Consider the following 24,526-nt stretch of genomic DNA (forward strand, 5'->3'; position numbering starts at 1 on the left):
GCCCGGCGGCCGCGCTATCCGTGCAGGGAGAGGACGTGCGAGCGCCAGGGGTCCAGCGCCACGAACAGTCCGGGGCCCGCGAGTTCGTCCCCGTCGCGGTCGAACGTGTCCGTGGTGAGCAGGTCGGTCAGCCGGCATGTGCGTCCGCGGAGGTCCGGCCAGGGCAGGGGCACGCGCCCCTGGGCGGGCCGGTCCGCATAGTTGACGACCACCAGGTGGCGCGTGTCGCCGTCGGTCCAGCTCCAGGCCAGCAGGTTGCGGTGGGTGTCGTTGTCGGGCCATCCCGTCGGGGTCAGCAGTTGCCAGTCGCCCTGGCGGACCGCGGCCGCGGCCGGAAGCAGGCGGTCGTGGAAGTCGCGCAGGGCAGCGTCGGCCGGTTCCGGCGGGCGGCGCGCGAGGAACACCGGCAGGTGCACCCGGCGGCCCACGAACTGGCCCTCGTGCCACAGCGTCGCGCCCGGCAGCGTGGCGACGGCGACGGCCGCCGCCCGTTCCCGACCGCCCGGGAGGACGGCGGCGGCCCGGGGCTCGTCGTGGTTCTCCAGGAAGCGGACGAGGCCGCGCTGGTAGTCGAGGCCGGCGCCGAGATGGGCGCGTACGGACCCCGCGTCCTCGTGGACCAGACGGTCGTAGAGCCGTTTGTCGTAGCAGTGGTCGAAGCCCTGCTGCCGGAGCGCCCATTCGAGGTCCCAGTAGGCCTCCGCCATGAAGAGCAGGCCGGGGTGGCGGGCCCGCACACGCGGAATGACGTACGACCAGAAGTCCTCGGCCGGGACCGCGCCCGCCGACTCCCCCCACGTCTTGGCGAACACGTCGTTCATGAGCAGCATCGCCATGTCGCAGCGGACGCCGTCGGCCTGGTCGCCGATCGAGATCAGCGTGTCGACGGTCACCGACCGGAGGTCCTCGCTGAAGGCGTTCAGCTGGACCACGTCCGGCCACGGCGGGAAGTACGGATCCCGCCCGCGGGCGAACACATGCCCGGCGGCCGCCAGGAAGGCGTTGGGGGAGCGCGCCAGGTCGTCCCGTGTGCCCTGGACGAGACAGGCCGGGCGGTCGATCAGCCAGGGGTGGTCGGGGGCGACATGGTTGGGCACGTGGTCGAGGATCAGCCGCGCCCCGCGTGCGGCCAGTTCGGCCCGGGCGGCGGCCAGTCCCTCCGGGCCGCCGAGTGCCCGGTCGACGACGTAGTCGCGTACGCAGTAGGGGGATCCCACGATGTCGGCCGTGGTCAGATCGGGCAGGGCCGCCCGGAAGGAGGCCTGCAGGGACTCGTTCCGCAGGGCGGACTCCAGCCCCGCCGGGCTGCGCTCCCAGACCCCCATCAGCCAGACCGCGTCGACGCCCGGCCGCACGACCCGGTCCCAGACCTCGCCCGGCACCTCGCCCAGAGTGATGCGGCGGGCGTACCGGCTGCTCAGTTCTCCCAGCCAGACAAGGGTGTTGATCTCGTGGACCACCGGCTGGGACGGCCATGCGTTCATGACAGCGGCTCCTCGCGCAGGGCGGCCCAGCCACCGGGGCCGACGAGGTGGAACAGGGTGGCGGTGACCGCCGCGAGACCGGTCCAGCCGGTCTGGTGGGAGGCGCCGAGGCCGGCGCCGGTGTCGCCGTGGAAGTACTCGTGGAGCAGGACCAGGTCCTTCCAGTGCGGGTCCTTGGCGAACTTCTCCCGGTCGCCGTGCACCGGACGGCGCCCCTCCGCGTCGGCGAGGAAGATGCCGGTGAGCCGGTCGGAGATCTCGCGGGCGACCTCGTACAGATTCAGCTGCCGGCCCGAACCGGTGGGGCATTCCACGGTGAACGTGTCGCCGTGGGAGGCATGCAGGTTCAACAGGGCGCGAATGAGCAGGACGTTGACCGGGAACCACACGGGCCCGCGCCAGTTGGAGTTGCCGCCGAACATGCCCGAGTCGGACTCGGCGGGCAGATAGCCGACGCCGTACGTCTCACCGTGCACCTCGAAGGTGTACGGGTGGGCGGCATGGCGGCGGGAGAGCGAGCGGATGCCGTACGGGGAGAGGAACTCCTCCTCGTCGAGCATCCGGGCCAGGATCCGGCGCAGCCGGTCCTCGCCGAACAGGGCGAACAGATGGCCGCCCGCGGTGTCGGACGCCACGGCGTGCTGCGAGGCCACTACCGCGACGGCGGGGTGTCGCGCCATGAACTCCCTTGCGCCCTTGACGAGTTCGGGGAAACGGCGATCCATCCAGCCGCCCACCAGGCTGGTGGCCGCGAGGGGGATGAGCCCGACCATGGAGCGGACCTTCAGCCGGGTCGCGGTGCCGTCGGGCAGCCGCAGGACGTCGTAGAAGAAGCCGTCCTCCTCGTCCCACAGGCTCTGGTTGTCGTCGCCGATGCGGTTCATGGCGACGGCGATCCACGCGAAGTGCTCGAACAGCGTCTGCGCCTGTTCGACGTAGACCGGGTTGGCGTCGGCCAGTTCGATGGCGATCTCGAGGAGGTTCTGGCAGTACAGGGCCATCCAGGCGGTGCCGTCCGACTGGTCCAGGTGGCCCCCGGTGGGCAGCGGGGCGCTGCGGTCGAAGACGCCGATGTTGTCCAGGCCGAGGAAGCCGCCCTGGAAGACGTTGTTGCCGTCGACGTCCTTGCGGTTCAGCCACCAGGTGAAGTTGTTCATCAGCTTGTGGAAGGCGTTCTCCAGGAAGACGCGGTCGCCACGGCCCGTACGGTGCTTCTCCAGCTCGTAGACGAAGAGGACGGCCCAGGCGTGCACGGGCGGGTTGACGTCGCCGAAGTTCCATTCGTACGCCGGGATCTGGCCGTTGGGGTGCAGATACAGGCGGCGCAGCAGCAGCTCCAGCTGCCCCTTGGCGAAGCCGATGTCGACCATCGACAGGGCGATGGTGTGGAAGGCGAGGTCCCAGGCCGCGAACCAGGGGTACTCCCAGGTGTCCGGCATCGACATGATCTCGTCGTTGACCATGTGGTACCAGGCGCTGTTGCGCACACGAGGGTCCGCGGCCAGCGGGTCGACGCCGTGCTCGGCGAGCCAGCGCTCGACATCGAGGTAGTAGTACTGCTTGCTCCACAGCATCCCGGCGAGGGCCTGCCGCACCAGCCGTCGTTCGTCCTCGCCGAGGTCGTCCGGGACGACACCCTCGAAGAACTCGTCGGCTTCGGCCCGGCGCACCTCGATCACCTGGTCGAACCCGTCCCAGGGAGCGGCGAGTTCGGTGTCCGTCAGACGCAGCCGTACGGTGGCGCTGCCGCCGGCGGGCACGGTGAGCACCTGGTGGACGGCGGCCTTGGTGCCGGTCCGCTCCGGGTTGACGGCGCCCGGCTCGCCGTGGACGACGTGGCGGTCGATGCCGTCCTTGACGTAGGGGGTGGCGTTCGGGCTGCCGAAGACGCGCTCGTTGTCGGTGTCGTTCTCGGTGAAGAGGGTCCCCGCCCCGTCCGCGAAGTACAGCCACCGTGTGCCGAGTTCCTCGTGGTCGGCGCGGACGGCGCCCGGGGTGTGCCGCAGGCTCGGCACGGCCGTGCCGCCCGCCCATGACCAGGTGTGCCGGAACCACAGCGTCGGCAGCACGTGCAGCACGGCCTCCTCGGGCCCGCGGTTGTGGGCGGTGATCTCGACGAGCAGGTCCTCCGGTCCGGCCTTGGCGTACTCGACGAACACGTCGAAGTAGCGGTCCCCGTCGAAGACGCCGGTGTCCAGGAGTTCGTACTCGGGCTCGTGCCGTCCGCGGCTCCGGTTGACGGTCACCAGGTCCTCGTACGGAAAGGCAGCCTGCGGGTACTTGTAGAGGTACTTCATGTACGAGTGGGTGGGCGTCGAGTCGAGGTGGAAGTAGTACTCCTTGACGTCCTCCCCGTGGTTGCCCTCCGCGTTGGTCAGGCCGAACATCCGCTCCTTGAGGATCGGGTCGCGGCCGTTCCACAGCGCGAGCGCGAAGCAGAGCCGCTGTTTGTCGTCGCTGACGCCCGCGATGCCGTCCTCGCCCCAGCGGTAGGCGCGGGAGCGGGCCTGGTCGTGGGTGAAGTACGACCATGCGTCGCCGCCGGGACTGTAGTCCTCCCGGACCGTGCCCCACTGCCGCTCACTCAGATACGGCCCCCAGCGCCGCCACGCCACCCGCCCCGCGTCGGCCTCCGCCAGCCGCGACCGCTCGGGATCCGCCGTGTTGCCGTTCGCCACCATCGCACGCCCTCCCCACTCAGGACCTTCACTCGGACTGGGCCGTCTTGTACTCGGCCGCAACGGCCCGGGCAGGGCCGTGGCTGCCGAAGCTGTCTGTCACCGCGGACCGGTGAGGAACATCGTCGCCACCGGGTCGGTATCGCCGCTTCATTCGGCTGACCGACGCGCCGACGGTAAGCGGGCGAGGGGGGGCCGGCGGCTCATTGGGAAGACGGCGCCCCGCCGTTCATCTTCTCCTGGTTCTGCGCGATGAGTTCCTGTACCTCCTTTTCGACCTCGTTGGGGTCGACGCCGAGGGCACGTCCCATATGAGCCGACCACACCTCCGAGCGGATGTTGGTCTCGAAGTCCAGGTCGGCGCGGATCTTCTCGCGGGCCGCCTGGCGGTTCTGGCTCACCATCACGAAGGTGGACAGGAAGATCGCCTCCAGGCTGACGATCATCGTGAGCAGCCCGAAGGGGTACGGGTCCCAGACCGCCGAGTGGCCGAACAGCCGCTCGTTGAAGGCGATCCAGACGGTGAACCACGCCGCGTGGATGTAGACGAACAACATGGTTCCGGAGAAGGTGGTGATCGCGTCCGCGATCCGGTCCTGGGTTCCGCGCATCCGCGCGAAGACGACCTGTTCATTCCGGAACCGGACGCCCGAACCGTTCGCCGCAGAATCCATGCCCGCTCCCTGATCCGCTGCTCACGAGATATGGCGGCCAGCGTACGGGCCGGGCGGGTGCCCACCCTTCCGTCAATCGACTGCCAAAGCCACCGAACGCCTAGGCATACGTGGCTCCTTGGATGGTGTCGTTGACCGCTCCCTGACCATGGGCGCCGAGCCAGGGCCAATAGCTCGACGGCCGGTGGTCGAGCTCAGGCGTACCACGATCCGGTCGGTAAGCATGTCCGGCAGTCGTATGGCCGAAGAGACCGTCGGCCGCACTCTCCAAGATGCGTTGTGAGGCGCCCTCAAGGGCGGCAGGAACAACCCCTAGGAGGCAGTGATGGCAGTTGTGGTGGTGGCGGCCGAGGGCCAGGCACAACCGGACGGACTCCCGCCCGATGACGGCGGCAGCCCCGTGCCTGCTCTGCGGCGCCGCATCAGGACGGTCCTGGCGTCCCTCGTCGCGCTGGCCGCCATGCTGGCGGCCGTACTGCTCCCCAGCGGCGCGGCCCAGGCGAGCACCGGTTACGGCCAGCTCTCCCATGTGTACATGGACCTGGGAGAACACCCCGGCAACTCGCTCCGCATCTCCTACTCGAACTTCGTCGCCAGCCTGCGCAACGCGGTCTCCTTCACCACCAACGGCATGATGCGCACCGGCGGCCCCGTCGGTCTGGTCATGGTGACGCTCAGCGCCCCGGACTACAACGGCCATGTCCACCGTGTCACCTTATGGATCCGCCCGTGGGACATGTACGTCCTCGGGTTCTCCAACGAGCACGGCACGACCTGGGCCTTCAATGACCAGCGGCAGTCCCTTCACGACATCATGGCGGTGACCGACAGCCCCCGGATTCCCTCCGACATCCACACCAACCCGATCGCGCTGCACATGGGCAGCAACTACAACTCCATGCGCCAAGCGGCCGGGCGAGGCAGCGAGTCGATGCCGGTCAGCTTCTTCGACATCCGCAACAGCATCCTGCAACTGGCCAGGGTGACCAACCCGACCGGGCACAACCTGCAACCCACAGCCCGATCCCTGGCCCTCATGACTCAGTTCACCTCCGAGGCCGCCCGCTTCTGGGACACCGAGAGGATGATCCGCACCGTCCTGACCGACTACACCCTCAAGCACGGGCTGCAGCCCTGGCTCATCCAGCTCGAAGACCACTGGAACCGGGCGTCCGACTACTACAACACCACCCTTGAGGGCCGGCATCCACAGCCCGTCAACATCCCCGGCCTCACCACCATCCACTCCGTGCAGCAGGTGCGTTACTTGCTCGCCGTCACCCAGAGCAGGCCCGGCCAGTCCGACAACCCGGGCCGCGCCCAGCAGTAGCTCAGGCCCGGACGCCGGAAGGCGAGCCTTGTGCCCGGCACTGCGCTCGCGCGGACGGGACAGGACCGCCTGGGTGACCGCGACGACGTCGAGGACGTTCACGTCGAACTGGTGACGGAAGGGGTCCAGGGCGCTCTCCTCGAAAGTGCCCTCGACCCCGTAGCCGGCGTTGGCGTGAACGTGTGGAGAAGTACAGCCGGACCAGCAGCGCGCCGAAGCCGGCGCCGGTACGGCGGCCGTGCCCGGTGTCCAGCCCTGAAGTCGCCCCGAGCCGGGCGTCCGCAGCCTGCCCTAAACGGCCGGATGGCGCTGCCCGGCCTTCCACTCCTCGGCGTAGTCCGCGAAACGCATCGCCCCGTACTTCCGGATGCGCTCCGCCTTCGGCTGCGCCCGCTTCGCCGCGGCTGCGGGCGCACGCCCTGCTTGAAGAACGAGCCCATCCCTCTGGGCAACGAACGCTGCACGGACAGGCCCCGGCCCCCACCTACGTCCGCGGCCGTGCAGTGGACTCACCCAGCCTCGCCGGACTGTCGGACGACCTCCTTCGCGGTCGCCGTCGCCTTCTGCCAGGACTTCGCCAACTCGACCATGGCGGACTTCTGTTGTGTGGTCAGTACGGAAGCGGCCAGGCGCTTTCTGATCGCCACGACCTCGGACGGGATCCGCAGGCGCAGCGCGCAGGTACCGTCCGCCACGGCGGTCGCGATCTCCCGCCCGCGCAGGGCCCGGGTGGCGCCGGACCGGGTGTACGACGCCTTGAGCCGGGCCTGGGCGTCGCTCGGCAGCGCGTAGTGGTAGCCCTGGGCGGCCATGCAGGTGCTCCACTTCCGCATCAGGGCCTTGTAGGCGGCGTCGCGCTGGACAGGGCCGGTCAGCGTGGCGTTCAGGTTCTGGGGGATGGCCGCCAACTCCGCGTATGTGGTCAGGCTGCCGTACAACCGTCTGCGGCTGTCCGCCTCGCAGCCCTTCACCGAGAATTCGAGGGTGCCCTCCGACATGCGGAACGTACGCAGGTCGGACGTGCCGCCGCGCAGTGCCGTCATATAGGCGGCCGCCTGTGCGGCGGGAAGGCGCCGGACGTACGCGTCGTTCGACGAGGATGCGTTCGCGGCGGGCGTCGGCGTCGGTTCTCCGGTGGCGGGAGCGTACTGCTCGTACAGGCCGTAGCCCTGGCTGCGTCGCCGTTGGAGGTTCACCTGGGCGCTCGGGGTGGTCGCGGAGGCAGAGGTGGGGTCGGCGACCACGTAACGGAGGCCCTGGGCCGTCATGCAGGAGGCGATGAGTCGGGACTCCGCGCGGGTCAGTGATTTCTCGGCGGCCGGGTAGGTTCCGGAATCGGTGAGCAGATCGAGCCCGACCGGCGTGATCACGTCGGCCCGGGTGGCACGCGGTGTCGAGACGGAGCTCGCGCATCCCGCGAGTACGAGAGCACCTGCGGCGGCGCAGGCGAGGAGGCCGCCGATTCGGGGTGTACGGACAAGGCGCGTGGAGACCGTCGGCATCGTGGAAACGCTTCCTGCGACTCGGATGGGATGTGCCCGTGACGGGCGGCCGGAAGCGGAACTCCGGCCGCCCGCGAGGTCGTTACCGGTGCGGGGTCAGGGCGCCACCCAGGAGTTGGACGAGATCACGTCGTTCCAGGCCGAGGTGAGGTCTCCGCCCGTGCCCTTGTCGATCACGCCCGAACTGCCCGAGTAGTTGGCGTCGGTGTACACCACGGCGTTGTCGGTCGTGCCGTCGTTGTAGATCGACGAGGCACAGTCGTTCCACGTCTTGCTGGCGCACGTCGAGTGGGAGAAGGCGGTCCAGTTGGCGTTCGTTCCGGACAGTTTGCCCGGCCCGTCGCTGTAGCCGATGTTGACCCAGAAGCACAGGTACCCGGCCGAGCAGCCGGACGGAACGGCCGCGGGCGTGGCGACCTGGGCGGACAGGGCCGACGAGGTGGAGCCGGCGATGACGGGGCTTCCGGACGAGTCGGCGGCCGCGGTGCCGACCGCCGAGCCGAGCAGCAGGACGACGCCGGCCGCGACGGCGGACATTCTCTTCATGTTGTCGCTCCCTGAACGGTGACTGAGCAGGGTGAATGGCATGGACGGGATTCACGGTGTCAGAGGCGCCAACCGGTGGCCATGATGTGCAGCGTGGCCTTAAAGAGGCAGGTCGCCAGGGGGGAATCCGTTGCTCCGTATGTTTTTCGGATTTCGTGGGTGTTCAGCGCCGGACGGGGCTGGCCATGCTGATGTGAACAGGCCCCGGACCAGGGCCCGTTGGGGTTTGGGGGGACCGCATGCTCCGCATTCATTTCACGGACGTCGACCTTGCCCGGACGCGCGTTGTGCACGAGCCGGATCCGTTGTGGGAGGTCGCGCTGAGCATGCACCGCTTCCAGACCCGGCAGGGCCGCTGGGCCTACGCACACTGGTACCGCGGTACGTGTCAGCGATTACGTGGGAACGGACTGGACCGGGTCCTGCGGAAGATGCTGCTGCCGCTCTTCCATCGGGGCCCCTACTACCCGGACTTCCTCAATCCGGCGGAGTCGTCAGAGGGGTTGGAGGCCGGTCTGGAGGCGGTGCTGGCCACCCCGCCCCGCCGGGTGCTGGCCGAGTTGCAGACCCTGGCCCGGATCTCGGGAGCCCCGCCCTGGGTGCCGGAACTGGCCCGCCCGGACAGCCGTCGTGAGCTGGTCCAGGCCCTGCGGGACTACCACGACACCGCGATCGCCCCGTACGGCGACGACATACAGGCGCGCATCGACGCGGACCGGATCATCCGGTGCCGGACGCTGCTGGACGGCGGCGTCGAGGCCCTGCTGGGCGGCCTCGGCCCGGACATCCGCTGGAAGCGACCGGTCCTCTACGTCGGCCACCCCACCGTCGACCGGGACCTCCGGCTCGACGGCCGCGGCCTGAAGCTCGTACCGTCCTATTTCTGCTGGCAGACCCCGGTCCCGATGGCCGACCCCGTCCTGCCTCCGGTCCTCGTGTACCCGCTGCACCACCAGCCGCCCCCTGTCCAGAGCGCCGGCACCTCCCTGACCTCCCTGCTGGGCCGCACCCGGGCCACCGTGCTGCGCGCGGCCGCCGCCGGCGCGACCACCGGTGAACTCGCCCGCGTCGCCGGGGTCTCGGCGTCCTCGATCAGCCAGCACACCACCGTGCTGCGCGACGCGGGCCTGATCACCAGCCAGCGACAGGCAGCGAGCGTCCTGCACACCCTGACCCCGCTCGGCGCGTCCATGCTCCGCGCCAACCTCGGCTGACGCACCCGACAGCCACGCTCCGCACCGGCCCTCAGGCCGCAGGCAGCGGAAGCGGCACACGTCGTCCGAGGCCGAACTCCTCGGCCTCGTCGTCACTGACGAACGCGATCCAGGGAAACGGGTAGGAGCCTTCCGGCAGGCCGGGCGTGGGCAGCAACGGTACGTGGATCTCGACAACCAGGGTGGGCATGACCCCATCCTGCCTGCCGGGTATGTCGGATGTCAGCGAGGCTTCCCCGGCAGGTGCCCGCTCCTTCATGTGGGGGCCTTCGCGTCGGACTGGGATGGCGGGGGGCGGTGCGGGTGTGCCGGGTGGCATCGCTGGAGTCGTACGTCAGGAGTGGCATGTCCGTGAGAGCCGAGATGTCCGGACGCGCGGTGCGCGGTGTGCGGCGGAGAGCCGGGCGGGGGTTCGTCCTGGGGACCGTTCTGGCGCTGGTGGCGTTCGTGCCGCCGGGCAGCGCGAGCGCACGGGCCGGCAGCCCGGCGGCCGACGCCATCGCGTGGACGACGCAGCACGTGGCGCCGGGCGTCCAGGTGCGCACCGGGGTGCTGAACGATCCGCAGGCCGCCGGTGCGTGGACGGTGACCGTCCAGGCCCCGGCCGTCAATCGGCTTACTGGCGCGGCCAGTTGGGCCCCGCTCGGTGACCGCGACTGGGCCGACACGACTGCCGGGCAGTTGCGGGCCGCCGGGTTCACACCGCGCGTCGAGCGGGTGACGTGGGACCAGTACTCCGACACCCCGCGCGGCACGATGGGGTGGCAGGTCCGAGTCGGCGCGTTCGGCACGCAGGCCGAGGCGGGCACGCTCAACTCGGCGGTGTCGGCGGCCGGTTTCCGTACGTCCGTCGAGTGGACGGGCTACGACGGACGGCAGCGCGCCGACGCGGAACGCGTCCACGTCGCCGTCATCGACCCGGCCCGGCTGCGGGGCACGGTCGAGGTGAGCGACGGTGGCAATGCCGCCGATCGTGAGAAGACCTCGACGGTGGCGGCCCGTCTGGGCTCCCTGGTGGGCGTCAACGGCGGGTTCTTCGTCACCTCCGACGCGGACGGCGTCCAGGGCACCTCGGCCGGACTGTCCGCGGTGCACGGCGAGTTGCAGTCCATGGCGGTCGGCTCGCGTGCCGCGCTGATCCTCCAGGACGGCGGACGGCACATGCGGGTCGCGGACCTGTCCACCACCGTCACCGTCCGGATCGGCTCCGACGTCCATGCGGTGGAGGGCATCAACCGGGTCCCGGGCAAGGTGCGCGACTGCGGCCGTCCGGGTGCCGTACCCACCGCACTCCCCCGTCAGGACGTCACCTGCACGCTGGCGGACGACCTGGTGCGATTCACCCCCGCGTTCGGGGCACCGCTGCCGACCGGAACCGGCGTCCAGGTGGTACTGGACCGGCGTGGTGTCGTCGTCTCCCGCGGTGACCGGGGCGGTTCCGTGCCGGCCGGTGGTTCGGTCCTGCAGGGTACGGGGTCGGCGGCCGACTGGCTCACCGAGCACGCCGAGGTGGGCCGTCGCCTGGAGCTGCGCGAGGTCGTCCGGGACGCCTCGGGGCGCCAGGTGCGGCTCGGTCCCGACGACAGCATCGTCAGTGCGGCGCCGACCCTGGTCGAGGACGGCCGCGTCCACATCGACGCCGCCACCGAGGGCACGCTCGACCCGCTCGACCTCTCCTTCGGCTTCGCCTGGTCCAATGTGCGCCAGCCCCGCACCCTGGCCGGTGTCGACCGCCGCGGAAGGCTGCTCCTGGTGACCGTCGACGGCCGTCAGCCCGGCGTCAGCGAGGGCTTCACGCTCGCCGAGGCCGCCGACTTCATGCGCTCCCTGGGCGCCGTACAGGCACTCAACCTCGACGGCGGCGGCTCCACCGCGATGGCGGTCGACGGTTCCCTCGTCAACGTCACCTCCGACGCGACCGGGGAGCGTGCCGTCGGCGACACGGTCCAGGTCCTGCCGGGCACCGGGCGGGGCTGACCGGCCGGAGCGCGCATCGCCTCGCCGGGATCCTGCCGCGAGGCGATGCGGGCACGACGTCCGTCATGCGCCTGGCGGTCCATTTCTGGCGGGGCGGCCGGGGCTCGCGCAGCGTGGAGGCGTGCGGCCGGGCTGCGCGGGAGCCGTCGGAGAGGTGGGACACATGGACAGGCATGCCTCCGGGCCGAGGGTCGTGGTCGGCGTCGACGGATCACCGGCCTCGTACGCCGCCCTGCGCTGGGGCGTGCGCTACGCCGCTCTCGTCGGCGGCGCCGTCGAGGCGATCGCCGCCTGGGAACTGCAGGGGCTGCAGAACTGGTCCGGGCCCGCCGTGGACATGGACATCGACGAGGAGGAGGCCCGGCAGCGGATGCGGCAGGAACTGACCGACGTGCTGGGTGCGGACGCGGCCGGCTCGGTCGACTCGCATGTGGTGCACGGCAATGCCGCGGACATCCTGCTGCGGGCCGCGCAGGGCGCCGAGGTGGTGGTCGTCGGCAGCAAGGGGCGCGGCGGGTTCGCCCGCGCGCTGCTCGGGTCCGTCAGCCAGCACGTGTCCCAGCACGCCCCCTGCCCGGTCGTGATCGTGCGCTCCGAGACCGCCTGACTGCCTGACCGGCAGCCTGGCGGCCCGGGTCGGCTACTGGTTGCTGAACGCGGCGTCGAAGGACGCCTTCGGAAGGGGCCAGAGCAGCGATCGTACGAAGGTGACCGCCTCGGCCGCGCCGTGCAGGCGGTCCATGCCGGCGTCCTCCCACTCGATGGAGATGGGACCGTCGTAGCCGATGGACTCCAGGGCTCGGAAGGCGTCCTCCCAGGGGACGTCGCCGTGGCCGGTGGAGACGAAGTCCCAGCCCCGGCGCGGGTCGCCCCAGGGCTGGTGCGAGCCGAGGACGCCGGCCCGGCCGTTGCGGGGGCGCAGCCGGGTGTCCTTGCAGTCGACGTGGTAGATGCGGTCCTTGAAGTCGGTGATGAAGCCGACGGGGTCGATGTTCTGCCACATCATGTGGCTGGGGTCCCAGTTGAAGCCGAAGGCCTCGCGGTGGCCGATCGCCTCCAGGGTGCGGACGCTGGTCCAGTAGTCGTAGGCGATCTCGCCGGGGTGGACCTCGTGGGCGAAGCGCACGCCCTCCGCGTCGAACACGTCGAGGATCGGGTTCCAGCGGGTGGCGAAGTCCTCGTAGCCCGCGTCGATGACGGAGGCGGGGACCGGCGGGAACATGGCGACGTAGGGCCAGATGGCGGAGCCGGTGAAGCCGACCACGGTGTCCACACCGAGTTTGCGGGCCACGCGCGCGGCGCGCTTCATGTCCTCGGCGGCGCGCTGCCGGACGCCTTCCGCGTCGCCGTCGCCCCATACGTAGGGGCGCAGGATCGCCTGGTGGCGGAAGTCGATGGGGGCGTCGCAGACCGCCTGTCCGGCCAGGTGGTTGGAGATGGCGTGGACTTTGAGGCCGTGCCGGTCGAGGATCTCCAGGCGTGATGCCGCGTAGGCGTCGTCCTCGTCGGCGCGCTGGAGGTCGAGGTGGTCTCCCGAGGCGGCGATCTCCAGGCCGTCGTAGCCCCACTGGGCGGCGAGCCGGGCGACCTCCTCGAAGGGAAAGTCGGCCCACTGTCCGGTGAACAGGGTGACGGGGTGGGTGGATGCGGTCATGTGCGGTCCTCCGTCTCGGCTGAAGTCTCGGGTGCGGTCTCGATCCAGGCGCCGTGCTGCGCGGCGGAGGCCAGTACGGCCTCGGTGAGCCGTGCGGCGCGCAGTCCGTCGGCGAACGTCGGCATTCCCTCGGGGTGTCCGCCCTGTACGGCGCTGTAGACGTCGGTGACGAACGCCGTGAACGCGTCCTGGTATCCCAGGGCGTGTCCGGGCGGCAGGACCGACATACGGGCGGAGTCGGGGGCGGCGGTCGCGGGGTCACGCAGGAGCAGTTGCGATCCCTCTCGCCTGCCGATCCACAGTTCCTCGGGGCGTTCCTGTTCGAAGCGGGCGCTCTGGCGGGTGCCGTGGAGTTCGAAGGTGAGGCTGTTCTTGCGGCCGGGGGCGAGTTGGCTGACGAGCAGGGTGCCCAGCGCCCCGTTGCCGAGTTCCACGAGGAGTGCGGCCGTGTCCTCGTTGGTGACCTCGGTGTCGGCGCGGCGGCCGAAGACGGTCCGGGTGCGGGCGGTGAGTCGGTGGATGCGCTGTCCGGAGACGAACTCCACGAGGTCGCACAGATGGGAGCCGATGTCGGCGAAGGCGCGGGAGGCACCGCCGGCCTCGGGGTCGGTGCGCCAGTTGGTGTCGCCGGGGTCGAGGAGCCAGTCCTGGAGGTAGGCGGCGTCCAGGGTGAGGACCGTGCCGAGTTGGCCGTCGGCCACGAGGGAGCGGGCCTGGCGGGCCATCGGGTGGTAGCGGTAGACGAAGGGGACCGCCGCCACCCGTCCGGCCTCGTGCGCGGCACGGACCAGGCGTTCGGCGTCCGCCGCCGTGGTCGCCAGCGGCTTCTCGCAGATGACGTGCGCGCCCCCGGCCAGCGCCGCCAGGGTGTGTTCGGTGTGCAGGCGGTTGGGGCTGCACACGTGGACGATGTCGAGGTCGCCGGCCGCGGTGAGGCTGTGGGCGTCCGCTTCGGACCGTTCGACGCCGAGGTCCCGTGCGGCCTGCTCACCGCGTTCCGGGGTCGAGCTCGCGAGGGCGGCGAGGTGGCCGCGGGCGGCGCGGCTCGCGCGGGTGTGCACGGCCGCCATGAAGCCGCCGCCGATGAATCCGGCGCGCAAGGGTCCAGCACGCAGGGGTCCGGCGCGCAAAGGTCCGGCACGCAGGGGTTCGGTCACAGGGTGGCTCCGTAGGGGTCCCGGTCCTCGGGGACGAGCGGTGTCGTGGGGGCGGCGCTGGTGACGTGGACGGTCTCGCCGGAGGCGACGGCTTCGTCGATGGACATCATGGTGTCCAGGACGTGGTAGCCGAGGTCGCCGGTGGCGATGTGGGGGTGTCCGCCGCGGATGGCCCGTGCCATGTCCAGGACGCCGAGACCGCGGCCGGCCTCGACGCCGACGGGCGGGACGGTCTCCCACTCCGGGTCCCGGCCCCGCTGGGGCACCCGGGTGATCCTGACGTCGCCGGCGAAGGTGTTGGGGTCGGGCAGGACCAGGGTGCCCTCGGTGCCGGTGATCTCGACGAATCCGGTGCGGGTGAGCGGGGAGTCGAAGCTGAACACGCTCTGGCCGACGCCGCCTCCCTCGAACCGCGTCAGCGCGGAGACATGGGTGGGTACGGCGACGGTGAACTCGGTGCCCGCCCGCTCGCCGCTGCGTACCGTGCGGACCTCGCGCGCGGTCGAGCCGAGCGCGGCGACCCGGGTGACCGAGCCGAACAGACAGACCAGGGTGGTGAGGTAGTACGGCCCCATGTCGAAGAGGGGTCCGGCGCCCTCGGCGAAGAGGAACTCGGGGTTCGGGTGCCACAGGTCGGGTCCCGCGTACTGCATGACGGTCTGCGCGGACAGCGGGGTGCCGATGTCGCCGCGGGCGATCGCCCGCAGGGCCGTCTGGAGGCCGGGGCCTAGAATCGTGTCGGGGGCGACGCCGATCCGCAGGCCGGCCGCGGCCGCCTGGTCGAGCAGGGCTCGGGCGTCGGCCCGGTCGACGGCGACGGGCTTCTCGGACCAGACGTGCTTGCCCGCGGCGAGGATCGCCGAGCTGACCTCCGCGTGGACGGCGGGGACGGTCAGGTTGACGACGATGTCGGCGTCCGGGTGGGCGAGGACATCCGCCGCGGTTCCCCACTCCTCGACGCCGTACTTGCGGGCCTGGGTCTCGGCCCGCGTGGTGTCGAGATCTCCTACGACGGCCACGTGGACGTCGGGGAACCTGGTGAGGTTGGTCAGGTACTGGTCGCTGATGTTGCCGGCGCCGATGACGCCGACGCCGACCGGGTTCCGTGCCGCCATCAGGCGATGCCCTTCCCGTTCAGGTAGGAGACGCCGGCCGCGATGCCCTCGAAGATGTCACCGTCGTAGTGGTCGAACTCGATGATGGCGTACTCGGCGTGCCGGGCCGCGTCGAGCGAGGCGTCCAGCGGTACCTCTCCCCTGCCCGCGGCGACCTGCCGGGTGTCGGCCGGGTCGAAGGGGGCGCCCGAGGTGAACGGGTCGTCGATGACCGGACCGTCCTTCACGTGCAGGGCGCGCACGCGTGAGCCCAGCCGGTTCAGCAGGGAGACGACGTCGTTGCCGCCGGCCGAGGCCCAGAACAGGTCGATCTCCAGGGCGACTTCCGGGTTGAGCTGGTCGGCGAAGCGGTCGAAGGCGTTGACGCCCCCGACGGTGTGCACGAACTCCTGCGAATGGTTGTGATAGCCGACCCGCAGACCGTGGTCGGCGGCGCGCGCCGCGGCCTCGTTCAGGAGGGTGGCGGTGCGGGATATCTCCTTCTCGTCGGCCCAGCGGGACGCGGGCACGAACGGGTCGAAGAGGATCTCCACGCCCAGTCGGCGGGCAGCCCGGAACGTCTCGTCCAGGGTGGCTCCGGACGCTCCGTCGCCCGACAGGAAACCGGCGTGTCCGGTGCGCGCGGACAGGCCGTGCCTGCCGAGTGCGTCGGCGAGTTCGTCCGCGCGGTGCACAAAGCCGAAGGCCTCGACGTTGCTCAGTCCCAGCGCGGCCAGGCGGCCCAGGGCCGCGTCCTCGTCGGCCTCCAGGGCCTTGCGTACGGAGTAGAGCTGGACCGACATCTGCGGTGTCGACATGAGGGACTCCTCTCGGGCGGACGGTCGGAGAACAGAATACCGACAGGGGTGACGGTTTCTAGGGGTGGTTAGCATCTTCGTATGGAAAGGGCGGCGGCACGGCAGGGGACGGCCCCACGGAACTACCCCAAGGGGGAGCGTCGGCGCGCGCAGATCATCGAGGCGGCGTTCACCGCGTTCGGGCAGGTCGGCTACCGCAACGCGAGCATGGTCCAGCTCGCCGCCGCCTGCGGTGTCTCGCGCGCGGGGCTGCTGCATCACTTCCCGACGAAGGAGTCGCTGCTGGAGGCGGTCCTGGAGGAGCGCGAGCGCCAGGACGACGAGCACTTCTTCCGGTCGGGGGCGGTCAACCACGACGGCCTGGAGTACTTCGCCAGCATGATCCGGCTCGTCGCGCACAACCAGGCCAACCCGCTGATCGTGAGCCTGTTCGCGGTGCTGTCGAGCGAGTCCACCGCGGCGGACCACCCGGCGCGGCCGTACTTCGTCGCCCGCTACGAACGCACCCGCCGGCAGATGCAGTCGGCCGTCGACGACCTGGCACGACGCGGACTCCTGCGCCCCCATGTGGAGGCGTCGGGGCTGGCGGCGGACCTCATCGCCTTCATCGACGGCCTGCAGATCCAGTGGCTGCTCAGCCCGGACGTCATCGACATGCCGGCCCATCTGCGCACGATGCTGCGCAACCTCATCGGCGCCGAACTCCCCTGAGCCCGTCCGGCGGTCGGGAGCCGGAGCGCGGAGGACCGTGAGCCGCCGGTGGAACCGTGTGCTTGAATGCGGGCCATGGACGGCACCGCCCGCATGTGGATCGGCAGGATCCCCTCGTTCGACCCTGACGCCCAGGGAGTGATCCTGGCCATCGACCAGGCGTCCTCCGACCCGGCCGAGCCCATGGTGTGTGTGCTGAAGAACCGGGGGCACGAGGTGGACGAGGGCGTGTTCTACCTGCTGCCGGGGGATCTCTGGGCGCGGTACGAGCGGGCGGGGGAACGGCTCAGTGTGTCCCTGCTGGCCCACCGGAACCTCCTCGCCGGCGACCTGGAGTCACATCCGGCCGCGTTGCGTGCACACCTCGCCGAACTGCCCAGCGACCCCGCTCATGACGGTTGTGTCGTGCTCGTGCGCCGTGAGACCGTCACCGACTTCGTGCCGCCCGAGCACGACGGCGTACCGCAGTCCGTCGTGCTGATCGACCACGTGGGCGGCACGGTCGGGCTGGCGGAGCTGATCGGCATGTTCGACGCGCAGGAGTCGGGCATCTCCGTGGTGGCCGCGACGCCGGGGGACTGAGCTCGTTCGGTTCACACCCCGAACAGCCGTGCCGCGTTGTCGTGGGACACCGCCCGCAGCCACTCCTGTCCGAGGTCCAGACGCTCCAGGGCGTGCAGCTGGTGCACGTACGGATAGGGGATGTTGGGGAAGTCGGAGCCGAGCAGGATGCGGTCGCCGAGGGCGGCGAGCCGGGGCACGGCGCGGCGCGGGAACGGCATGAACTGCTCGGTGAAGTCGGTGAACGCCATCGTCGTGTCCAGCCGCACCTCCTCGTACCGTTCGGCCAGGCCGAGGAAGTCCTCGTACTCGGGCATCCCCATGTGCGCGACGATCAGGCGCAGCCTCGGATGCCGTGCCAGGACCCGTGCGATCGCCTCGGGTCCGGTGTGCTTGCCGGGCGCGGGACCCGAGCCACAGTGGATCACCACGGGAATCCCGGCATCGGCCAGCAATCCCCAGGCCGGCCGGAGGAGTTCGTCGGCCGGGTCGTACGCCCCCACCTGGACGTGCGCCTTGAACACCCGGGCGCCCGCGTCGACAGCCTCGCGGACGTACGTCTCGACGCCCGGCTCGGGGAAGAGGGTCGCGGTGTGCAGACAGTCGGGGGTACGGCGGGCGAACTCGGCGGCCCACGCGTTCAGCCAGGTCGCCATCCCGGGCTTGTGCGGGTAGAGCATCGCGGTGAAGGCCCGGACGCCGAACTCCCGGAGGAGGGCGGTCCGTTCCGCCTCCTCCTTCCGGTAGGTGATCGGCCATGCGAGCCCGCCGATCAGCGGTCCGTTCGTGTCGAAGTAGTTCCAGACCTTGTGCAGGACCCGCTCGGGCATGAAGTGCGTGTGGACGTCGACCAGCCCGGGAAGTCCGAGCCGCTCCTGGAACCGGCGGACCTCGTCGGCCTCCGTACCGGAAGGGCCGTGCGCGGTGGCGGGTTCGGCAGGGTCGGCGGGTGCCGTGCGGTGATCGTTCATACCGCCCACGATCGGTGCCGTCGGGCGACGAGTCCAGCCCCTCTCCGCCGAGGGGTTCGCCGTGTCCTCAGGACAGACAACCCTCCGCCCGGGACGACGGACGGACATTCGCCGCGCCGGGGTCCTGCCCTCCAATGTCATCAACTTGAATCGTTGTCGAGCCTATTGACCTCAGTTCGAAGCCCGGATTACGGTTCCCGCGCCCGATGTGAATGAATCGATTCAATCGAGCTTTGTCCATGACCACCCTTGGGACCACTTGGGGCTGAACCATGCTCGAATCCCCCTCTCAGCGCGGCGGGACAACCCGTCGGTCGGTGCTGGCGGCCGGCCTGGCGGCCGGTGTGCTCGCTCCGCTCGGGCCCGCGGCGAGGGCCGTCGCCGCGCCGGCCGTACCCGCGGCGGACTGGTTCGCCGCACCGGCGAAGGCGGTCCGGCCGAGGTTCCGCTGGTGGTGGCCGGACGGGCTGGTGGACCCCGTCGAGGTCGCGCGGGAGATCGACCAGATGGCGGACGCGGGATTCGGCGGGGCCGAGATCGCTGCCGTGCACCACAGCGTCACCGACACCTCCGTGCTGGACACCGCCCACCACGGCTGGGGCAGCACCGCCTGGCGGGACGGGGTGGCGGCGGCGCTGCGCCAGGCGGCCCGGCGCGGTCTGACCGTCGACCTCACCCTCGGCCCGAGCTGGCCCGTCGCCGTACCGGGCGTCACCCCCGACGACGACGCGGCGGTGAAGGAACTCGCCTACGGGAAGGCCACGTCGACGGGTGGCGCCGCCTACGACGGACCCGTGCCGGCCCCGGTCCGCGCGGCGGCCTCCGGCGTGACCGTGCAGACCCTGCTCGCGGTGCAGGCCGCCCGGGTGAACACCGCCTACTCCAGCGGCAAGGCGACCGGGCTGGACGCGGACAGCGTCACCGACCTCACCGCCCAGGTGTCGGACGGCAACCTGAGCTGGACCCCGCCCGACCAGGCGACCTGGGTGATCCTGTCGTACTGGCAGCGGGGTTCGGGGCAGCAGCCCGAGGCGGGACCGCACTCCTCCCCCGCCGCATATGTCGTCGACCACTTCAGCGCGGCGGGGACCGCAGCCGTCACCCGCTACTGGGACGGCGAGATCCTCGACCCCACCCTGCGCAGACTGCTCGGATCGGCGGGCGGTGCCTTCTTCGAGGACTCCGTGGAACTGGAGACCAAGGCGCTGCAGTGGACCCCCGGACTGCCGGACGCGTTCCGCCGGCACACCGGGCGCGACCTGCTGCCGTATCTGCCGGCCGTCGTCCTCGACAGCGGCAACCAGGTCTTCGCCTTCGAGGCCCGGCTCACCCAGGAGATCCGGCACGACTTCTGGGAGACCGTGTCGAACCTGTTCAACGAGCACCACCTGGGGGCGCTCAAGGAGTGGGCGCACGGGCACGGCATGAAGCTGCGCTCACAGCCGTACGGCCTGCAGACCGACGCGATCGCCTCGGCGGCCGTCCTCGACATCCCCGAGGGCGAGTCCCTCGGCTTCAAGAACCTCGACGACTACCGCTGCCTGGCCGGGGGCCGCGACATGGCCGGCCGACGGGTGCTGTCGTGCGAGGCGGGCGCGTACGCCGGCGGCGCCTACAACACCACCTGGGACAGGTTCCTGCGCACCATGGGCGGTGCGTACGCGGCGGGCGTCAACCAGACGGTGATCCACGGCTTCTCCTATGCCACCGCGCCGGGCGTCAGCTGGCCCGGGTTCGCCGCGTTCAGCCCGTACGGCGGCGCGCCGGGATACGGCGAGTCGTGGGGGCCGCGACAGCCGACGTGGCGGCACGCCCCGGACGTCGCCGGCTACCTCGGCCGTGTGCACCAGGTGCTCCAGTCCGGTACCGCCCGCGCGGACGTCGCCGTCTTCCGGCAGACCGGCTACACCGCGACCGGCATCGGCGCGTCCTGGCTGACCTCCACGGGCGTTCCGCTCGGCTGGACCCACCAGTTCCTCAGCGGGCCCCTGCTCGACCTGCCGTCGGCCAGGGTCTCCGGGAAGCGGCTCGCGCCGGACGGGCCCGCCTACAAGGCGCTCTTCCTCGAAGGCGACTTCTTCTACGGCTCCACCCCCACGCTGGCCGTCGCCGACGCCCGCCGGCTGCTCGGCTTCGCGCGGGCCGGGCTGCCCACCGTGCTCCTCGGCGCCTTCGACCAGGCCCTCACCCCGGGGCTCCCCGACAGCGGTGAGACCGCCGAACTGCGCGCCCTCACCGCCGAGTTGCTGGCCCTGGCGAACGTCCGACAGGTCAGCGACAAGACGCTGGTCGGCGCGGCCTTCACGGAACTCGGGGTCACGCCGGACGTCACCTACGCCACGTCCTCCACTCTCCTCAACGCGCACCGCGTGACCGACGAGGCCGACTTCTACTACCTGTGCAACGGCAAGCACGCGGAGACGGTCAAGCCGCCGGTCGCCGCCATCGACCACTCGGTGACCTTGCGCAGCACCCGGCACCCGGGTTCCGGCACGGTCCCCTACCTCCTCGATCCCTGGACCGGGCGGGTCTCCCGGCTCGCCCAGTACACCCAGGACGGGGACGCCTTCACGTTCCGGGTGACGCTCCAGCCCGGCGAGACGCTCGTCGTCGCGCTGGCGAGGCCCGCCGTGTTCGGGGACCGTACCGGTGCCCGTCCGCACGCGGTGGCCACCGACGCGGACAGCGTGCTGTTCGCGGACGGCTCGCTGACCGTCCGCGCGGCGACGGCCGGCACGTACACCACCACCCTGTCCAACGGCCGTACGATCACCGCGGAGTTCTCCGAGGTCCCCGCGGCCGTCGTCCTCGACCGGTGGAGTCTCGCGGTCGACGACTGGCGGCCCGGCGCCGACGCCACCAGCACCGAGATCGTCGAACACACCCTCGCCCTCGACGCGTTGCTGCCCTGGTCGCAGATCCCGGAGCTGGCCGACGTCGGCGGCATCGGCCGCTACCGCACGACCGTCACGCTTCCGGAGACGTGGACCTCCTCGATGGGCGCCGTGCTGCGGCTGGGCGGTGTCAGCGACACCTGCCGGGTCACGGTCAACGGCACCCGGCTCGGTCCCGTCGACCGCCTCAACCCCGTGGTGGACCTCGGCGCACTGCTCCGCCCCGGCTCCAACACCGTCGAAGTGGAGGTCGCCACCCCGCTGTTCAACCGGCTGCGGATCAGCAACCCGGCGGTCTTCGGAACGGCCACCCGCCAGGCGTACGGCCTCGTCGGCCCGGTCCAACTCGTCCCGTACGCCCAGCGGTCCGTGGCCTGAGCCGGTCGGCGGCCCGGTGAACGGGGCCTAGGATGCCGCTTCGTGGACGAGATCGTCAGAAAGCTGCGGCAGCTCGACGCCGCCGACCCCGGCCGTGCGCTGTTCGGCTCCGCCACCCACGGGTACCGGCCGGGGCGGCCCGTCGGCGAGCGCGAACTGGAGGCGCTGGAAGGGCTGGTGGGCGTCCGGCTGCCCGAGGACTACCGGGCGTTCCTGTCGGTCGCCGGCGACGGTGCTCCGGGCCCGTACTACGGCATCCTGCCGCTCGCGGAGGCCACCGGACGGATCACGGAGGGGTGGGGCCGGGAGGCCTTGGGTGCGGACAGCCCGCTCACCGGGGACGTCGACTTCCAGGAGCTGCTGGGCGGGCCGGAGGACTGGGAGGCGCATGCGGCCCGCCTGGAGACCGACCCGGACTACGGCGCGGGTTTCGAGCGGCTCCAGGGGCAGTACCTCGACTCCCCCTGGAGCGACGGGCGGCTGCCGATCGCGGACTACGGGTGCGGCGACTGGTTCTTTCTCGTGCTGCGCGGACCGCGGCGGGGGACGGTGTGGGTGGACTCCCTGGAGAGCGCCACCGGGATGTACTGCCTGGAGACCGACTTCCGCACCTGGTAGGGCCGTTGGCTCGACGACGCCCTGGAGCGGGCCGGGTCGGGCGACTTCGGACCGGCCGACGGCCCGTGTCCCACCCTCCGGTTCGGCGACAGCCCCCGCCGGCCGTGGCACGGCGACCGGAGCGGGTGAGAAGCGGAAACCGCGGGGCGCCTTCGCCATCTCAACCGGACGGCGTGACCGGGGACCGCATGCCGAGCCACTGCTCGGCGTCCCAGGCCTCGAAGCGCTCCACCTCGGTGAACCCCAGCTTCGCCGCGAGGTGCATCGAAGCGGCGTTGGCGGTCTGGGTGGCGAGCACCACCGGCTCGCCGGGAAAGACGCCGTCGAACCAGTCGAGTGCCGCCGCGCACGCCTCGGCGGCGTACCCGAATCCCCACGCCCGCGGCATGAACAGGTAGCCGAGATCGGCCTTCCCCACGGCTGCCGGACGGCGGTGACCGGTTGCTCTCCTGAGCAGGATGTGGCCGATCATCGCCCCGTCGAGTTCGACGAAGAAACTCCCGGGCCACCGCTGGGGCACCTCCGGCGTCTCGCGCTCGAGCTCGTCACGCGGGCGGGGACCGCCGAGGTAGGTGTGCACCTCCGGTGAGGCGAGCAGTTCGATGAACGCCGCACGGTCCCGCGCCTCGGGCTCACGGAGCACGAGCCTCTCGGTCCTGATCGGCTCGGGCGGCCACGCCACGCGTCCAAGATCTTCCATCCGCGCACGCTAACAGACGGCCCGACCGATCGAACCGGAAACGCTTGGCTTCTGTTCACTGACGCACCATCAAGTTTCGTTGTGTGATGTGGAATTCAGGTTGGACGACTGGCGCCGCACACATTCCGGCGGGTATCCCATGACTCTGTCACCATCGGCAACTCCTGCCACAGCGAAGGGATTTCCCGTGCGTCTGCGCCCCTTGCGCGTCCTGTGCTGTTCCGCCGTCCTCGCCCTGTCGGCGCCCGTCCTGCTCCCCGGCGCCGCTTCGGCCGCGGTCCCCACCGCCTCGGTCTACCTCCAGAACTACGTCACCGGCCTCAACGCGGCCGACAGCAGCGGCACCGTCGCGGCCCACAACCCCAAGGGCAACGAGGACCACCAGCAGTGGACCGCCGTGGCGGTCAGCGGTGGTTACCAGCTCCAGAACGCCGACGAGTCCGGCACCTGCCTGGGGCGCAGCGGTACCGCCGCGGTCACCGCCACCTGCGGTGCGGACGGCACCACCTGGACGGTCACCGCCGGCGCCGACAGCACGTACACAGTCACCGTCCCCGGTACCTCGCAGTACCTGACGGGATCGTCCTCGGACTCCGGTGCCGTACAGCTGGGCTCCTCCGGCGATCTCGCCCGCTGGTACCTCACCCCGGTCTCCTACGCCACCACGGCGATGCCCTCCGCCGACACCCGCACCCTCGACCAGGTCACTTTCCTGACCGCCCACAACGCCTTCGCCAACAGCTCAGACGGCAACTTCGCCTCGTTCCCGGTCAGTCTGTTCCCGAACCAGAACTACGGCATCAGCCGGCAACTGTCCGACGGGGTGCGCGGGTTCATGCTCGACGACTACACCGTCTCCGGCCAGGCCGTGCTCTGCCACAACAGCTGCGACGGCGTCAGCAGTCCGGTTCCGCTCGCCACCGACCTCCAGCGCATCGTCGACTTCCTCAAGGCGAACCCCGGGCAGTTCGCGACGGTGTTCCTGGAGGACTACGCCTCCTCCGACGTGCTGAAGTCCTCCCTCGCGGGCGTGAGCGGACTGTCCGACGTGCTGTACCGGCCCGACCAGGAGGGCGTGGCCACGAAGGGCTGGCCGACGATGGCCGATCTCGCCGCGCGCGGCAAGCAGTTGCTGATCTTCAGCGACCGGACGCGTGCGAGCGACACCGCCAACGGCTGGACCACCCGCGACACCTTCGGGGTCATGTACCAGCGCGAGTGGACCGTGGAGAACTACTGGTCCATGGGCGCCGGTCTCGGTGACTCGGACTGGTCCTGCTACAGCCGCTGGGGCACCGACCGGCCGCTCACCACCGACTCGTCCGCGTTCCACCCGCTGTTCGTGATGAACCACTTCCGGGACTACCCCATCGCCTCCACCGCCGCGACGGACAACGGCAAGCTCCTCAACCGGGCACTGAACTTCTGCACGCCCGCCGCCCGGAAGAAGCCCAACTACCTGGCCGTGGACCGGTACGACACGGGTTCGCCGACCCCGCTCAGCACCGTGGGCACCCTCAACACCTACATCCTCACGCCGGGCCAGTGACCGTCCGCCGGCCGGG

General features: G+C 70.9%; 21 protein-coding genes and 1 pseudogene. 9 read left to right on the plus strand and 13 right to left on the minus strand.

The window, feature by feature from the left end:
• Positions 1–14 precede the first annotated feature (14 nt).
• From AB0D85_RS08885 to AB0D85_RS08895, 3 genes are all read right to left on the minus strand, one after another.
• Complete coding sequence (locus tag AB0D85_RS08885; protein WP_362315833.1) at positions 15–1,484, minus strand: alpha-amylase; 1,470 nt, start codon at positions 1,482–1,484, stop codon at positions 15–17.
• On the minus strand, positions 1,481–4,165 hold the full coding sequence (locus AB0D85_RS08890; protein ID WP_362315835.1) for a glucosidase: 2,685 nt from the start codon (positions 4,163–4,165) through the stop codon (positions 1,481–1,483). Before AB0D85_RS08890 ends, AB0D85_RS08885 begins: the two co-directional genes overlap by 4 nt.
• A gap of 200 nt (positions 4,166–4,365) precedes the next feature.
• Positions 4,366–4,836, minus strand: a complete 471-nt coding sequence (locus tag AB0D85_RS08895) for a DUF1003 domain-containing protein (protein ID WP_362315838.1) — start codon at positions 4,834–4,836, stop codon at positions 4,366–4,368.
• Positions 4,837–5,161: 325 nt separating this feature from the next.
• Between AB0D85_RS08895 and AB0D85_RS08900 the strand changes: the two genes are divergently transcribed.
• Positions 5,162–6,166: a ribosome-inactivating family protein gene (locus AB0D85_RS08900; RefSeq protein ID WP_362315840.1), complete on the plus strand. Its 1,005-nt coding sequence runs from the start codon at positions 5,162–5,164 to the stop codon at positions 6,164–6,166.
• A 93-nt stretch (positions 6,167–6,259) separates the two neighbouring features.
• On the opposite strand, the pseudogene AB0D85_RS08905 reads toward AB0D85_RS08900, so the two are convergent.
• The 3 genes and pseudogenes from AB0D85_RS08905 to AB0D85_RS08915 all read right to left on the minus strand — a co-directional run.
• Positions 6,260–6,346, minus strand: a pseudogene (locus AB0D85_RS08905) (short-chain dehydrogenase/reductase); the annotation flags it as partial.
• 329 nt (positions 6,347–6,675) lie between these two features.
• Positions 6,676–7,536: a hypothetical protein gene (locus AB0D85_RS08910; protein WP_362315843.1), complete on the minus strand. Its 861-nt coding sequence runs from the start codon at positions 7,534–7,536 to the stop codon at positions 6,676–6,678.
• A gap of 228 nt (positions 7,537–7,764) precedes the next feature.
• Positions 7,765–8,214 carry a peptidase inhibitor family I36 protein gene (locus AB0D85_RS08915; protein WP_362315845.1) on the minus strand — a complete coding sequence of 150 codons (450 nt, stop codon included), beginning with the start codon at positions 8,212–8,214 and terminating at the stop codon, positions 7,765–7,767.
• 239 nt (positions 8,215–8,453) lie between these two features.
• Between AB0D85_RS08915 and AB0D85_RS08920 the strand changes: the two genes are divergently transcribed.
• The gene (locus AB0D85_RS08920) at positions 8,454–9,428 is read left to right on the plus strand and encodes a helix-turn-helix domain-containing protein (protein ID WP_362315847.1); all 975 of its coding nucleotides are present in this window, start codon (positions 8,454–8,456) and stop codon (positions 9,426–9,428) included.
• Positions 9,429–9,459: 31 nt separating this feature from the next.
• Here the strand turns inward: AB0D85_RS08920 and AB0D85_RS08925 are convergent, their stop codons facing one another.
• A complete protein-coding gene (locus tag AB0D85_RS08925; protein ID WP_362315850.1) occupies positions 9,460–9,618 on the minus strand; it encodes a hypothetical protein in 159 nt (52 codons plus the stop codon).
• Between the two features lie 155 nt (positions 9,619–9,773).
• On the opposite strand from AB0D85_RS08925, the gene AB0D85_RS08930 reads away from it, so the two are divergent.
• On the plus strand, positions 9,774–11,405 hold the full coding sequence (locus tag AB0D85_RS08930) for a phosphodiester glycosidase family protein (protein ID WP_362315853.1): 1,632 nt from the start codon (positions 9,774–9,776) through the stop codon (positions 11,403–11,405).
• A 163-nt stretch (positions 11,406–11,568) separates the two neighbouring features.
• Positions 11,569–12,012 carry a universal stress protein gene (locus tag AB0D85_RS08935; protein WP_362315856.1) on the plus strand — a complete coding sequence of 148 codons (444 nt, stop codon included), beginning with the start codon at positions 11,569–11,571 and terminating at the stop codon, positions 12,010–12,012.
• Positions 12,013–12,045: 33 nt separating this feature from the next.
• On the opposite strand, the gene AB0D85_RS08940 is transcribed toward AB0D85_RS08935, so the two are convergent.
• Genes AB0D85_RS08940 through AB0D85_RS08955 form a run of 4 tightly spaced genes read right to left on the minus strand, consistent with a single transcriptional unit; the run spans position 12,046 to position 16,128 of the window.
• Positions 12,046–13,059: a sugar phosphate isomerase/epimerase gene (locus AB0D85_RS08940; protein ID WP_362315859.1), complete on the minus strand. Its 1,014-nt coding sequence runs from the start codon at positions 13,057–13,059 to the stop codon at positions 12,046–12,048.
• Positions 13,056–14,159 (minus strand): Gfo/Idh/MocA family oxidoreductase, encoded by a 1,104-nt coding sequence (locus tag AB0D85_RS08945; RefSeq protein WP_362315862.1) that lies wholly within the window; start codon positions 14,157–14,159, stop codon positions 13,056–13,058. The genes AB0D85_RS08940 and AB0D85_RS08945 overlap by 4 nt, the downstream gene beginning before the upstream one ends.
• A 53-nt stretch (positions 14,160–14,212) precedes the next feature.
• On the minus strand, positions 14,213–15,331 hold the full coding sequence (locus tag AB0D85_RS08950) for a Gfo/Idh/MocA family oxidoreductase (RefSeq protein ID WP_362315865.1): 1,119 nt from the start codon (positions 15,329–15,331) through the stop codon (positions 14,213–14,215).
• Positions 15,331–16,128: a sugar phosphate isomerase/epimerase gene (locus AB0D85_RS08955; protein WP_362315868.1), complete on the minus strand. Its 798-nt coding sequence runs from the start codon at positions 16,126–16,128 to the stop codon at positions 15,331–15,333. Before AB0D85_RS08955 ends, AB0D85_RS08950 begins: the two co-directional genes overlap by 1 nt.
• Before the next feature lie 81 nt (positions 16,129–16,209).
• Between AB0D85_RS08955 and AB0D85_RS08960 the strand changes: the two genes are divergently transcribed.
• Positions 16,210–16,839, plus strand: coding sequence for a TetR/AcrR family transcriptional regulator (locus AB0D85_RS08960; RefSeq protein ID WP_362315871.1), 630 nt, complete (start codon positions 16,210–16,212; stop codon positions 16,837–16,839).
• 75 nt (positions 16,840–16,914) lie between these two features.
• Positions 16,915–17,421 carry a hypothetical protein gene (locus AB0D85_RS08965; RefSeq protein ID WP_362315874.1) on the plus strand — a complete coding sequence of 169 codons (507 nt, stop codon included), beginning with the start codon at positions 16,915–16,917 and terminating at the stop codon, positions 17,419–17,421.
• A gap of 11 nt (positions 17,422–17,432) precedes the next feature.
• On the opposite strand, the gene AB0D85_RS08970 is transcribed toward AB0D85_RS08965, so the two are convergent.
• Positions 17,433–18,371 carry an amidohydrolase family protein gene (locus tag AB0D85_RS08970; RefSeq protein ID WP_362315877.1) on the minus strand — a complete coding sequence of 313 codons (939 nt, stop codon included), beginning with the start codon at positions 18,369–18,371 and terminating at the stop codon, positions 17,433–17,435.
• Between the two features lie 272 nt (positions 18,372–18,643).
• On the opposite strand from AB0D85_RS08970, the gene AB0D85_RS08975 reads away from it, so the two are divergent.
• Positions 18,644–21,643 carry a glycosyl hydrolase gene (locus AB0D85_RS08975; protein ID WP_362315879.1) on the plus strand — a complete coding sequence of 1,000 codons (3,000 nt, stop codon included), beginning with the start codon at positions 18,644–18,646 and terminating at the stop codon, positions 21,641–21,643.
• Positions 21,644–21,685: 42 nt separating this feature from the next.
• Positions 21,686–22,261, plus strand: coding sequence for an SMI1/KNR4 family protein (locus AB0D85_RS08980; protein WP_362315882.1), 576 nt, complete (start codon positions 21,686–21,688; stop codon positions 22,259–22,261).
• A gap of 160 nt (positions 22,262–22,421) precedes the next feature.
• Here the strand turns inward: AB0D85_RS08980 and AB0D85_RS08985 are convergent, their stop codons facing one another.
• Positions 22,422–22,961 (minus strand): GNAT family N-acetyltransferase, encoded by a 540-nt coding sequence (locus AB0D85_RS08985; protein WP_362315886.1) that lies wholly within the window; start codon positions 22,959–22,961, stop codon positions 22,422–22,424.
• Between the two features lie 193 nt (positions 22,962–23,154).
• Here AB0D85_RS08985 and AB0D85_RS08990 point away from each other — a divergent pair, with 193 nt between their 5' ends.
• On the plus strand, positions 23,155–24,510 hold the full coding sequence (locus AB0D85_RS08990; RefSeq protein WP_362316611.1) for an RICIN domain-containing protein: 1,356 nt from the start codon (positions 23,155–23,157) through the stop codon (positions 24,508–24,510).
• The last annotated feature ends 16 nt before the right edge of the window (positions 24,511–24,526 follow it).

The sequence above is a fragment of the Streptomyces sp. NPDC048277 genome (assembly GCF_040652235.1).
GTDB lineage: Bacteria > Actinomycetota > Actinomycetes > Streptomycetales > Streptomycetaceae > Streptomyces.